This window comes from Kribbella sp. NPDC051936 (assembly GCF_040680955.1).
Taxonomy (GTDB): domain Bacteria; phylum Actinomycetota; class Actinomycetes; order Propionibacteriales; family Kribbellaceae; genus Kribbella.
The window spans coordinates 915,072-928,026 of sequence record NZ_JBFAXS010000001.1; the positions used below are offsets into that span (position 1 = coordinate 915,072).

The following is a 12,955-nucleotide window of genomic DNA, read 5'->3' on the forward strand; positions in this document are numbered from 1 at the left end:
CGTGGTGCATCCGGTCTCCGGATGGACCGCGGGCCGTTTCCCTGTCCGGTCCTGGGGTGGCCGGTGGCCCGGCAAACGTCTACCGTGCCGCGCATGACCGATTGGGCTCAGGTGCGCGACACCGATGACGCGGTTCCCGAAGGACGGCCGCTGGGCGAGTTGGTGGCCGAGCTGGCCGGGATGCTGCGGTCGCCGGATCCCGTCGTCCGGGACCGGCACGCGTACTCCGTTCTGGCGACCTGGATCGGGCGTGGCGTGCTGTCCGCGGACGAGTTGCGGGCGCTCGGCGACCTGATGGTGCCGCGGTTCGGCGACCCGGAGATCCAGGCGCGGACGTTCGCTCCGCTGATCCTGGACTCGATCGTGTCGGCCGGGGTCTTCGAGCCGAGCTGGGTGCCGCCCTTCGAGCGCTGGTACGTCGGCGAGGAGGACCTGCGCGGGTACGACGAGAAGCTCGGCTGGCTGCACGCGGTCGCACACGGTGCGGACCTGCTCGGGACGCTCGGGCTGCACGAGGCGGTCGAGCCGGTGCAGATGCTGCGGCTCGGGATCGGGCGGCTGCTGACGCCGACGTCGTACGTGCTGCGCGACATGGAGGACGACCGCCTCGGGTATGCGCTCGCGGCCACGTTGACCCGCTCCGACCTGAGCGGCAGCGACGCCACGGACTGGCTGGACCCGGCGATCCGGGTGCTGTCGAACCCGCCGGCCGAAGGCATCACGCCCGAGGTGACGAACACGATCCGGACGCTGCGGGTGGTGTACGTCCTGGCCGATCACGGTCTGCGGGTGGGAGATGCGAAGAAACTCACACAGGTCCCGCAACGCGAGCAGGTCAAGACAAAGTTGGCCGACGTGCTCCGGATCGTGACTCCGTACTACCTCTGAGCGTCCAGGCAACGATCTGCGGACGGATCGCGCATCCGACTTTCGTCGCTGGTTTCCCTGAAAACTCCCTGAGCGACGCCATGTCACAGTCCGGGGCGCAGTACAGGTGGGTTCCGGTGGCAACGGAGCCTCTGTGCATGACAATGTCTCTGCTGGCATGCCGTGGCCCCCTCCCATGGTGGTGCCAACGCCACTACCGGAGTAGTGCCAACACCATCAGATCTGGTCCCCCCGCGAGGTTAGCTTTTACCGACAAGAGCCTGGGGGCGCAGTTGAGAGAGGGCGCGTAGAAGTCATGGTTGCGACATACCTGAAGCGTTGGGTCGGCAGCCGGATCCTCAACAGGTCCACCCGCAAGGGTGGTCTCGACCTGTCGAAGATGCGGATGTTCCCCAGCCAGGTCTCGATGCCGCTGCGCCGGCACGGGGTGGACCCGGTGCCGGAACTGGCCGCGGTCCGGGAGACCGAGCCGGTGCACAAGCTGGCGCACCTGTTCGGGCTGAACGTTTGGGTGGTCAGCGGGCACGCCGAGGCGAAGTACGTGCTCTCCAACGAAGAGGACTACAGCCACGACATCCGGCCGCTGGTCGGCTCGGACCCGAACAAGCCGTCGGAGGGGATCGGCGGCCTCGGCTTCACCGACCCGCCGGACCACACCCGGCTGCGGAAGCTGCTGACGCCGGAGTTCACCAAGCGCCGGCTGGCGCGGCTGGAGCCGGCGATCGAGAAGATCGTCAACGACCAGCTGGATCTGATGGAGGCCAAGGGCCCGGTCGCCGACATCGTCTCCGACTTCGCCTTCAACGTGCCGTTCCTGCTGATCGCGGACCTGCTCGGGGTCGAGGAGCAGGATCGCGACCGGTTCCGGGCGCTCGGTCCGGCCCGGTTCGACATGTCCGGCGGCGGTATCGGGCTGTTCGGGTCGGCTTCGGAGTCGCGGGAGTTCCTGTTCGAGATCGTCCGGAAGCAGCGGGTGAGCCCCGGCGACGGGCTGATCGGGTCGATCATCCGTGCCCAGGGCGACGCGCTCGACGACGTGGAGCTCGGCGGACTGGCCGACGGTGTGTTCCTCGGCGGGTACGAGACGTCGGCCAGCATGCTCGCGCTCGGGACGCTGGTGCTGCTGCGTGATCCGGAGAACTTCGAGCGGATCCGCAACGAACCCGGCGCCGTCGACGGGATCGTCGAGGAGCTGCTGCGGTACCTGACCGTGGTGCAGGTCGCGTTCCCGCGGTTCGCCCGGCACGACCACGAGCTGTTCGGGCACCAGGTGAAGAAGGGCGACCTGGTCGCGGTGTCGCTGTCCGGCGCGGACCGGGACAAGGTGGTCTTCGGGTCGGACGCCGAGGACTTCTACCCCCGTCGTACGGTGTCCGCCGCGCATCTCGCCTTCGGCCACGGCATGCACCGCTGCGTCGGCGCCGAACTCGCCCGGATGGAGCTCCGCGCCGCGTTCACCGCGCTCGCACACCGCTTCCCCGACCTGGCACTGGCCGTCCCCGAGGAGCAGCTCCGCTTCCGCGACTTCTCCATCGTCTACGGCGTCGAGTCCCTCCCGGTCCAGCTACACCGCGCCACCACCGAACAAGCCGCCGGCTGACGGCGTCAGGTCCTTCGTGGACCTGCCGAAGAAGCGGACGGCGGCCGGGGTCTTGTTCCGGGCGGTGGACCGACGGGTCCTGCTGGTCGAGCCGTCGTACAAGCCGAACTGGGAGATCCCCGGCGGGATCGTCGAGGCCGACGAGTCGCCGTGGGCCGGGGCGGCGCGCGAGCTGCGCGAGGAGCTCGGCAGCGAGCGCCCGGTGGGGAGGCTGCTGGTCGTCGATCACGTGCACGCGTACGACGGCAGACCCGACGGGATGATCTTCGTCTTCGACGGCGGTGTCGTGACGGACGCCGACGTCGCGGCCTTCAGCTTCGCCGACGGCGAGATCCTGTCGGCCGGCCTGTACACGCCGGCCGAGGTTCGCACGCTCGGCAAGCCGTTGCTCGCGGACCGTCTCGAGGCTGCGGTCGAAGCGGCCCAGGAGGGCATCGTCGTACTCTGCGAGCACGGCAAGCGCGTCAGGTGACCTCATTGCGCAGGGCCAGCAGTTTCTCGAAGCGGGCGGCGAGGGTGGGGGCGTGGGTGCGCAGGCGGGAGAGGTCGCTGCGGGCCTCCAGTTGGTGGGTGAGTAGGATGCCGCGGCTCTGGTCGAGGAGCTCGACGGCGCGGGCGCGAAGCTCGCCGGCGAGTGCCGGATCGCTCGCCGCATCGGCCAGCTGGAGAGCGGCGGCTGCGGCGTCCGGGCCGAGCGTGGTGAACTGGCGAAGGCCGTGTTCCTGGTCGGCGCGATCAAGCGAGCGTGGAGCCACGAGCGGAAGCTGGGCGATCGCCGCCGCGTACGCTTCCAGCGCCTCCGCCCAGTCCTGCACCTCGGCCGCCAGCGCACCCCACGCGAAGGCCGCCTGGCAGCGCCCGATCGGCGGGTGCGACGTCTCGCCGACGATGGCGCGGTACTCGGCGAACGCCGATCGCAGCGTCTCGCGGTCCCCGGTCCGCCGATACCGTTGGACCAGACTGTGCGCCAGGTTCGTCCGGCTCCCCGCCCGGAACGCCGGCCCGGCCGTCGGCGCGGCGAGGACTTCGTGATGGACGGCGATCGCGGCGTCGAGATCCGCGAGATCCCCGTCGCGCCCGTAGCGGTCGGTCAACGCGATCGCGAGGTTCGACCGGAACACCGGCAGCCGGTTGTTGTCCGGCCTGGATTCCCGCACCGCGCGCTGGAGAATCTCGACCAACTCGTCCACCAGCGCCGGCTCGTGGGTCGTTTCGTACTGGGTTCGCACGGCGAGCGCGAGGTTGCTGAGGTGGCCGGGATCGACGGCACCGGCCGCACTCCCGAGCTCCACCGAGCGTCGGAGGTCGGCGATCGCGCTCTCCAGGAGCCCGGCGTCCTGGTCGCGCATACTCCGCTCCCACCGCGCGTTGCCGAGCATGTTGAGCCGTGCGGCCAAAAACGCGCTGCCGGGCTGCGCCTCGGCGGCCGCCGCTGATCGGCGCAGCAGCTCGATCGCGTCGTCCAGGCTGGCGAGGTGCCCGGTCCGCTCGTAGCGCAGCCGCAGGCTGAAACCCACGGCGACCTGCGCACGACTCAGCGGCTCCGGCTGGTCGGTGAGCTCGTCGATCGCCCGCAGACCGGCTTCGATGGATCGGTCCAGGTCGGTGACTTCGCTGTACGCCTCGAACCGCAGGCGCAGCGCCTCGCACAGCGTCGTCAGTGCGGTGCTGGTTGCCGCCGTACCGGCTTCGGCCGAGGCGATGATCCGGTCGAGGGCGGCGTCGTCGGGCGTCTCGACGTACCGCAGCAACTGGGCGTCGGCGTGGTCGGCCTCCAGGGCAGCCAGATCACCGGCCAGCGCGTCGGCCTCCGGGTGCGAGGGCGCGATCCGGCCGATGCAGTCGCGGACGAGGTCGACGGCTTCCTGGAGTACGTCGGAGCGGTCGGCGGTAACCCGGCCGGAGCTGAGCGCTCTGACCAGGGCGCGGACGACCGAGGGCAGCTCGACCGAGTCGGAAGGGGTGACCTTGAGCGCCGCGCGGCCTTCGCTGACCGCTTCGGCCAGGACAGCAGCGTCCCTCGTCAGCTCGTGCTGCTTGACGAGGGCCGTGACGACGACCGCGCGCCGGACGTGGAATTCCGGTGAGGACGGGGTCGTCGCAGCGACAACACGTCGTGCCAGTGCAACCGCCTCCGCAGCTTCGGACTCGTCGCTCGCCGCGGCCCGCAGCGCGTCGGCGAGCGCCATCAGCCGCCGAACGTGGTCCGGGTCCTCAGGATCGGTCTCGGCGACCGCCTGCCGCAGCGTCTCCACGGCCTCGGCGAGCACCGCGGGCTCCGGCGCGAGCGTGTGTACGACGCGTTGTGCGTTCCCGAGGATCTGCAGCGCGCGTCCACGGTGGGCGGCGGGGACGGCGCCGACCGCCCGCCGTGCGTGGTCGACGGCCTCGTGCGCGACCACTGTGTCCTGGTCGGCGCGGGCGCGATGAGTCAGGGCATGGGCGAGGTTGAGCAGCGCGGATCCGTTCGCCGGCTCCTGAGCCACCGCCCACCGGGACGTGGCGATCGCGTCGTCGAGCAGTTCCCGTCGGCCGGTGCGTTCGTACCCCATCTGCACCAGATACGCCAGGGATGCGGCCTGGGACGGCCGGTCCGTCGTGGCGAGCCGGAACGCGCAACGTTGCAGGTCGACCGCGGCCTGCAGGGTTTCCAGTGAGCCGTCACGCTCCCACACCGCGTAGACCTGGGAGGCCTGATCGTTGAGCAGCCCGTCGCGCCCGAGCAGGTACCCCGATTCATCGGCTGCGGTCGCCTTGGTGATCGCATCGGCCGTGATGGACAGGTCGATCGGCAGACCGGTGTGCTGATAGCGGATCCAGAACAGGTTCCCGAGGTCGAACAGGAACGTCGCCGTGGCGGGTCTGGTGTCGTCGAGCCGATGCGCGGCGTTGGTGAGCAGGGTGATCGCCCGGTCGAGGGTCTCGAGGTTCCTCGACTCGTAGTACCGGTCGACCTCCTGCATCGCCTCGACACTTTCCGCGACGGCCTGCTCGCGGATCCGCACCCAGTGCCGCAGCTCCTCAGGCAGGGCGTACGGCAGCTGATGAGCGATCGGTGCGAGCATGTCGACGGCCTTGCTGAGTGCGAATTCGCCGTCCGGGCCTAGCGCGACGCAGCGGCACCAGAGCACCAGCCCGACCACGTACCGGGCCTCGAGGTCCTGCGGGAAGCCGGGGAGCGCGGTCAGCCGCTCCAGCTCGTCGTCGACCGCAGGACCGAGTACGGCGTCACTGGCCGGATCCTGTTCGCACCGGGCCACCCGTGCGAGCAGCGCGTCGATCAGCTGCCGGGACATGAGCCCACCGCCCGCATCGCCCTGAGCTTGCCCAGCTCGACCAGCCGCTCACCCGCGCTGGTCCGGAGCGTGACCTGGTCGTCGTCGATCCGGATCACCGCACCGCAGAGCACAGCGCTGTCGGTCGTGAGTTCGACCATCGGCTGGTCCTTGGCCGGGCCGTACCAGGTTGTGGCGACCGCAGCGGTCAGCAGCGCCGCACAGGTCAGGCTGAGCGCGATGCCGCGGCGCAGTGCGCGTGCGGCGTCCTGGGCCTCACGGTGGTCCGCGATCGGGCCCGGCGGCAGCGTACTGACCTGCACGACCGAGGGCCGACCGTTGGCCGCCCGGAGCAGGTAGAGCGCACCGGAGGCACCGGTCGCCAGGGCGAGCAGGAGCAGCAGGCCGACCGCGACGGCTGCCCCGGAGGCGAGCTCGCCGATATCCGAGCGGCCCTTCACCAGGCTGAAGCCGATCAGTGCGACGAGCAGGCCGGCGAGGCCGTTGCGCCACTGGGTCGCCGCCGTCCGGACCCGCAGGAGCTCGGTACGGCGCATCGCGTCGAGCTGCTGGGCCCGCCGGAGATCGGCCGGTGTGGCCGCGCGGCCGGCGGCCGGACGGTCGGTCATGAGCCGGCCGGGACGTCGAAGATCCAGTACGCGCCGCAGCCGACCCGGTCCGCGGGCCGGCCGGGGTGCGCCTCGGCACAGGTGCAGATGATCGGCACCGAGCGGATGCCGCCGGGCGCACCGGTCCCGCCGCCCGGCCGGCTGCCGAGATCACCGCGGAAGACGTCGTCGAGCAACGGGACCTCGATCGAGGCGTCGCAGCGCGGGCAGCGGCCGCCGAGCAGCGACGTACCGACTCCGAAGTTCTCGATGACGAACGTCCCGGCGGCCTGCTCGGCGTATCCGGGCTCGCTCACCTCGCGATACGGAACGGGTCCGTTCCGCACGGCGTCGTCTGTCGTCACGGTCTCTCCTTCGCCGCTGATCGGTCAGGGCCCGAGATGGATGAACGGCATCCACACGCTCGGGCTGGTCGGGTAGCGGTCACGCAAGCGGCGGACCACGCGGTACAGAGCCTGTGCGGCTCGGGTGCTGTCCGGCCGGCCGCCGTTGCCCGCGAGCTCGGTGTAGACCGCCTCGACGACATCCGCGGCGGTCGGGTCGTAGACGGACCAGAGAGTGGCGATGACCTGGCGGTAGCCGGCGTAGTGGATGGCTGCCGCCAGCGTGATGACCTCGTCCGGCAACTCGACTCCACCGGTCGCCGTCTTGCAGGCCGACAGGAACGCCAGCTCGCCCTGGTAGGTGCCGCCGGTGATGCTGTGCACGGTCAAGGTGCCGTCGTGCAGGATCAGGCCGCCGTTCGACGGGTCGGTGACGTCCTGGTTCCCGTGGCAGCTGAAGTGCACCCAGGGATGGCGGCCCAGCTCGGCCGGTACGGCGGTCGTGGTGGCCGCCTCGCCGTACAGGACCGTGCTGCGGCCGGCGAAGAGGCGGGTCAGGAGCTCGACCTCGCGCTCGACGTTGGGGAGTGGAGTCTGGCCGGGAACGTCGGGGGCCGCGACCACCAGGAGCCCCGGATCGACCGTGCCGACCGGCGATTTCGTTGCCTCGAGCAACGCTCGGACGGTCGGCGTGTACGACGGGACGACCCGGTCGAGGACGGTGTCGCCGGTGGCGTCCGCGGCGTACCGCCCGGCGGCGTGCAGCGGCATCGCGGTGAGCAGGCCGGACGGGCACCACCACAGCCGCGGCCAGGTGTCGCCCTCGGGTGTCGTCGTGTGTCCGAGCGCCGTGAGGACCGGCTCCGCGATCGCTGTCCAGAGCCAGTCGAGGACCTCGAGGATGGTTCCTTCCGCGCGAATCCGCTCGGTATGCAACTGTGCCGCCGCGGCGTGGAACGCCTGGATGGAGGCGAGCGACCGGTCGCCGTCCAGGAAGGGGCGCTGGGCCTCGGCCGCAACCTGCCGCGCGACCTCCAAGTCGTGAACGGTCTGCAGGTAGCCCAGCGCCTCCTCGACGGTGTCGTCGTACGTCGCCGGCAGCTGGATCACCCGCTCGACACCATCCGCCGCCAGGATCACGGCGTCGGACCGCAGCCGGCCGACCGTGACCACGACGACCGGCCCACCGGACGCGGCCCGCCGCAGCTCGTCCAGGCCCGGCGGCCGGAGGAAGCCCGAGAAGCCGTCGATGCGCCGGATCTCCGCCAGCAGCTCGTCCCACTCCCGCTCGAAGGCGATCCGCTCGCCGCCCCGACGAGCATCGGCCGCCGCCAGTTCGTCCAGCCTGCGCATGTGATCTTCCAACGCGTCCCCCAGAACGCTCGGCACCCGACTGCTCACCCTAAGGTGACGCAGGTCCTCGGGCCAGCGCAGCGGCGATGACAGCAAGTGAAAAGCGATACGCCGAGTACGGTTCGGGTGGCACTAGGTGGCCGTTGGCCTGATCGGGTCGTGACAGGATGTGGGGTAGGTGGTCACAATGGGCGGTCCGGCCCGAGGTGCGGGTGACGGATCAGGGAAGGGCCGTCGGCGGTATGGGCAATGGCGAGATGGCGGCGGACGACCCGCTGACCGTTCGGATCGCCGCTGCCATGACGGCGGCCCAGTCGGGCGGGCATGCGACGGCGGCCGCGGAGATCGACGCGATCCGGGCCGAGCTGGGCGGGGTGCCGAGCTACCAGGCGGCCGCCGCGGAGTACGTCCGGGGAGTGACGGCGCACCACGCCAGTGACGCGGACGAAGCGCTCCGGGCGGTCGACGCCTGCATCGACATCGCCCGCGCGATCGACGAACCGGGCTGGGAAGCCAACGCACTGCCGATCCGCATCATCAACCTCGCCCGCAGCGGCCGCGGCGGTGACACGGTCAACGACCTGGTCGCGGCCGAAGCGGCGTTGAACCGCACCGACGACCCGGGCCTCACCGCCTGGGCGCACACCGGTCTCGGCTACGCGTACGACGTCCTGCGGCTCTTCGAGCTGTGCATACCGCATTACGAGCTCGCCACCCGGCTGGACGACGACGTGTTCGAGCTGGCCGAGTCGCTCGCCATCGACCGCCTGAACCTCGCCGAGACCTACCTGCGCTGGGCGCACGAACTCGAGCGGCTCGGCGATCCGTTGTATACAAAGGAGATCGAAGAGCGCCTGGCGTCCGCCGCGTACTGGGCGCGGGAGGCCGAAGACGTCCTGGTCGACGACGAGACCCAGGAGTTCTGGAGACTCAGCGCCCGGCTCTGGCTGGCCGCGGCCGTGACCGCCGAGGACCCGGCCCGCGCGGTCGCCGACCTGACCCAGCTGCGCGACGAGATCAGCAAGCTGGGGGAGACCGAGCGGCTCGCGCTCGCCGGCGCCTACCTCGCCCGGGCCCTGCAGGCGCAGGGGAAACCCGACGAGGCCAAGGCTGCCGCGGACCGGGCCGCCGACGACTTGATTCCGTTGGCCGATCCATCGACCCACGTGCTGGTCCTGCAGACCCGTTCGGAGATCGAGGCGGGGGGCGGTACGCCGGGAGCGGTGGCCGGCCTGGCCTACGCCCGCTCGGTCGCGCGGAGCTGGTGGAAGGAGCGGCAGCGCGCGCTGAACGCCGTACGGCATGCGCTTGCCGTGCACGATCTGCCGGCCCGGCACGACGCCGAATGGCACGCGGCACGGCAGGATCCGCTGACCGGCGTGGGCAATCGCCGGGCGCTGGACGAGCGGTTGACGGCGGCGCGCGACTCGGGCCGGGCGGTGACGCTGCTCGCGCTCGACGTCGACGGCCTGAAGCTCGTCAACGACACGTTCGGGCACGCCTGCGGGGACGAATTGCTGCAGGTTGTGGCAAATCTCCTGGTAGAACAGGCGCGGGCCACCGATGCCGTGGTTCGATCGGGTGGCGACGAGTTCTTCGTGGTCCTCGACCAGCCCGACGCCAAGGGCGGCGCGCAGCTGGCCGAGCGGATCCGGATCGCCCTCGAGGCGATCGCGGCGACGACGGACAGGCCGTGGCTGCGTCGGCTCGGGGTGAGCATCGGGTACGCCGCGACGGCCGAAGGAATCGGTGTGGAGCAGTTGATCTCCCGGGCGGACCAGCGTCTGTACGAGGAGAAGCGCCGCAAGAAGTGACGAAGGGCGGGCGGTGTGGTGCGGGAGACGTCGGGGGTGACGACGCGGATCGCGGACGCGATGACGCGGGCGCAGTCGGGCAGTCCGGCCGAGGCGGCGCTGGAGCTGAACGCGCTGCTCGCCGAGCTCGGCCCGGAGCCGAGTCACGAGCGGGCCGCCGCGGAGTACGTCCGGGCCGTCGCGGCGCATCACGCCACCGACTCCGTCGAGGCGCTGGACGCCGTCGACGGCTGTATCCGGGTCGCCCGCGCGATCGACGAGCCGGGCTGGGAGGCGAACGCGATCGCGCTGCGGATCGTCACGCTGATCCGCACCGGCGAGGGCGGTGACTCGGTCGCCGACCTGGTCGCCGCGGAGAACGCGCTGTCGCGGACCCGGGACCTCGGCCTGGCCGGCTGGGCGCACACCGGTCTCGGCTACGCCTACGACCTGCTCCGGCTGTACGAGCTGTGCATCCCGCACTTCGAGCTCGCCGCCGACGGTGACCACGACCCGCTCGGCCTGTCCGAGGCGCCGGCGATCAACCGGCTGAACCTGGCCGAGTCGAATCTGCGCTGGGCGCACGAGCTCGAGCGGCTCGGCGACACGTCATACGACGAGGAGATCCGGCAACGCCGCCGGGAGGCGCACCGCTGGGCGGGTGCGGCGGTTGACGTGATCCTCGCCGCCGACCTGCTCGGGTACTGGCCGATCGCCGGACGGATGTGGCTCGCGGCGAGCAACGACGCCGCGGAGGCCGACGAGGCGGCGGTGATCCTGAAGGACTGCCGGGACCAGCTGGCCAAGCTCGGCGACCTGGAGCTGGCCGCGATCGCGGGCACCTACCTGGCCAAGGCGTATCTGGCGCTCGGCCGGGGCGGGGACGCGATGGACGCGGCGGACCGGGCCGCGAGCGACCTGCCGCCGACGTCCGATCCGCCGGTGGAGGCACTGATCCGGCACACCGCCGTACAGATCATCGCGGAGTCCGGTGACCCCGGCGCGGTGACCGGGCTGCAGTACGCGCGGGCGATCAGTCGCGGATGGTGGGCGGAGCGGCTGCGCGGGCTGTACGCCGTCCGGAGCGCGCTGGCCAGCCACGAGCTGTCGATCCGGCACGACGCCGAATGGCGGGCGGCGCGGGAGGATCCGCTGACCGGCGTGGGGAACCGGCGCGCGCTCGACGAGCGGATGTCGGTGGCGCAGGACTCCGGCCGCTCGATCGCGGTGCTCGCGATCGACGTGGACAACCTGAAGGTGATCAACGACAGCTACGGTCATGCCAGCGGCGACGACGTCCTGCGCCGGGTCGGCACGCTGCTGACCGAGCAGTGCCGCGCGGAGGACGTCGTGGCGCGGGCGGGCGGGGACGAGTTCGTCGTCGTCCTCGACAACCCCGACGAGCGCGGTGCGCCCGAGCTGGTCGAGCGGATCAAGGGCGCGGCCGATCGCGAGGCGGCACGCGCGGAGCAGCCGTGGTTCGCGATGCTGCGGCTGAGCGTCGGCCAGGCGAGCAGCACGGACGGTACGCCGGTCGCCGAGCTGCTGACCGAGGCCGATCGGCGCATGTACGCCGAGAAGCGCCGGCGCCGGCGGGCGCTCAGTAGTCCAGGAAGCCTTCCACGACCAGGTGCCTGACCTGGGGCAGGTAGTCCGACAGGACGTCGACCACCGGGCGGTCCATCAGGTCGGCCAGGGCGGCGAGGATCTGGCCGGCGCTCAGGTCGCCGTCGCAGGCGCCGACGAAGCCGGCCAGCACGGTGTCGACCTGCTCGGCTCTGCGCATGCCCCGCTGGCGGCGGAGCACGATCGTCGCCGGGTCCTCGGCTCCTGGTTGCCCGGCGGTCTCCTGGACGACGTCGTCGGCGACGCGCAGGTGCAGCGCGGTGAGGTCGGCCGGGAGGCCTTCGAGGCGTTCGAAGCGGTGCAGGACGTGCGGGCCGATCGGGCGCTCGATCTCGTACGGCCAGGACTCCGCGTGCAGCGATCCTTCGACGTTGTGCAGGGTGATCCAGCCCATGCCGATCGCCTCGACGTCGTGCTCGTCCAGGTAGCGCATCCAGGCGTCGTACCGGGTCGTGTACTGCGGCGAGCCGTGCAGGCCGGCGTCGCGGAGCCAGAGCTCGACGTACTCGGGCGGGTCGAGCTGTTCGCGCTGCACCGCCCAGGCGGAGCGGTTGGCGGTCCAGGAGGCGATGCGGTCCTGCCAGTCCTGGCCGCGCACGCAGGTCCAGTTGGCGAGCAGTTGGCACCAGCCGCCGTCGGTGAGGTGGTCCGGCGCCTGGCGGACGAGCTGCTCGACCACGGCGTCGCCGGTGAATCCGGTCTCGCGGTAGGTGAGGTCGCCGCCGGGCGGTGAGATCACGTACGGCGGGTTGCTGACGATCAGGTCGAACCGCTCGCCGCGGACCGGCTCGTACAGGCTGCCGTCGCGGATGTCGAGGTCGATGTGGTTGAGGGCCGCGGTCGCTTTCGCGAGTCGGAGCGCACGTGGATTCACGTCGGTCGCCGTCAGTTGGTTGACGCGATCCGCCAGATGCAGCGACTGGATGCCGCACCCGGTGCCGATGTCGAGAGCCCGCTCGGCCTTGATCGGGACGGTGAGCTGGATGAGGCTCAGGCTGGCCGGCGCGATCCCGAGCACGTAATCGGACCGCATCGCTTCCCGGCGCCCGTCGAGCCCCGGCGTGAGGTCGGCAACCACCCACCACTCCCGCCCATCCTCCGCGAACGGCCGAATGTCGAGGAGTGCCCGTACGTCGCCCCCACTGCGCTCGACGACGCCCAGGCCTACCAGATCAACACCCGGAAACGCCTTGTCCACAAGGTTTTCCGGCGCTGCGCGCTGCAGCAGGAACAGCCGGATCATCGTGTCGAGCGCATCCCCCGACGCCGTACGCCGAAACGCCGGCGCCGTCTCGTTCCGCGCCAACGCGGCGTTCGCCTGCACCGCGAGCCGCTCGGCCACCCCGTCCACGGTGTACCCCGCGCCACGGAACGCCGCCCGCAACCCGTCCACCACCTTCCCCGTCAACTCCACCATCCCCACATCCTCCCACCCGACCTTGCACAAGAAGTGGTGGCCGTGAACACG

General features: G+C 71.2%; 10 protein-coding genes. 5 read left to right on the top strand and 5 right to left on the bottom strand.

Going from position 1 to position 12,955, the window contains the following annotated elements:
- Positions 1-93 precede the first annotated feature (93 nt).
- From AB0L64_RS04670 to AB0L64_RS04680, 3 genes are all read left to right on the top strand, one after another.
- A complete protein-coding gene (locus AB0L64_RS04670) occupies positions 94-888 on the top strand; it encodes a DUF2785 domain-containing protein (RefSeq protein ID WP_363707683.1) in 795 nt (264 codons plus the stop codon).
- A 295-nt stretch (positions 889-1,183) separates the two neighbouring features.
- Positions 1,184-2,488 (top strand): cytochrome P450, encoded by a 1,305-nt coding sequence (locus AB0L64_RS04675; RefSeq protein WP_363707685.1) that lies wholly within the window; start codon positions 1,184-1,186, stop codon positions 2,486-2,488.
- 16 nt (positions 2,489-2,504) lie between these two features.
- Positions 2,505-2,960, top strand: coding sequence for an NUDIX hydrolase (locus AB0L64_RS04680; RefSeq protein WP_363707687.1), 456 nt, complete (start codon positions 2,505-2,507; stop codon positions 2,958-2,960).
- Here AB0L64_RS04680 and AB0L64_RS04685 read toward each other — a convergent pair.
- Genes AB0L64_RS04685 through AB0L64_RS04700 form a run of 4 tightly spaced genes read right to left on the bottom strand, consistent with a single transcriptional unit; the run spans position 2,953 to position 8,068 of the window.
- Complete coding sequence (locus AB0L64_RS04685; protein ID WP_363707689.1) at positions 2,953-5,784, bottom strand: hypothetical protein; 2,832 nt, start codon at positions 5,782-5,784, stop codon at positions 2,953-2,955. The genes AB0L64_RS04680 and AB0L64_RS04685 overlap by 8 nt on opposite strands.
- The gene (locus AB0L64_RS04690) at positions 5,769-6,392 is read right to left on the bottom strand and encodes a hypothetical protein (protein ID WP_363707691.1); all 624 of its coding nucleotides are present in this window, start codon (positions 6,390-6,392) and stop codon (positions 5,769-5,771) included. The genes AB0L64_RS04685 and AB0L64_RS04690 overlap by 16 nt, the downstream gene beginning before the upstream one ends.
- On the bottom strand, positions 6,389-6,736 hold the full coding sequence (locus AB0L64_RS04695; protein ID WP_363707693.1) for a hypothetical protein: 348 nt from the start codon (positions 6,734-6,736) through the stop codon (positions 6,389-6,391). Before AB0L64_RS04695 ends, AB0L64_RS04690 begins: the two co-directional genes overlap by 4 nt.
- A 24-nt stretch (positions 6,737-6,760) precedes the next feature.
- Positions 6,761-8,068 (bottom strand): CHAT domain-containing protein, encoded by a 1,308-nt coding sequence (locus AB0L64_RS04700; RefSeq protein WP_363707695.1) that lies wholly within the window; start codon positions 8,066-8,068, stop codon positions 6,761-6,763.
- A 212-nt stretch (positions 8,069-8,280) separates the two neighbouring features.
- On the opposite strand from AB0L64_RS04700, the gene AB0L64_RS04705 reads away from it, so the two are divergent.
- A complete protein-coding gene (locus AB0L64_RS04705) occupies positions 8,281-9,882 on the top strand; it encodes a GGDEF domain-containing protein (RefSeq protein WP_363707697.1) in 1,602 nt (533 codons plus the stop codon).
- A gap of 36 nt (positions 9,883-9,918) precedes the next feature.
- A complete protein-coding gene (locus tag AB0L64_RS04710; RefSeq protein WP_363707699.1) occupies positions 9,919-11,499 on the top strand; it encodes a GGDEF domain-containing protein in 1,581 nt (526 codons plus the stop codon).
- On the opposite strand, the gene AB0L64_RS04715 is transcribed toward AB0L64_RS04710, so the two are convergent.
- Entirely contained in the window at positions 11,462-12,904 is a 1,443-nt protein-coding gene (locus AB0L64_RS04715) for a methyltransferase (protein ID WP_363707701.1), read from the bottom strand. The two genes, AB0L64_RS04710 and AB0L64_RS04715, sit on opposite strands and share 38 nt — an antisense overlap.
- Positions 12,905-12,955 lie beyond the last annotated feature (51 nt).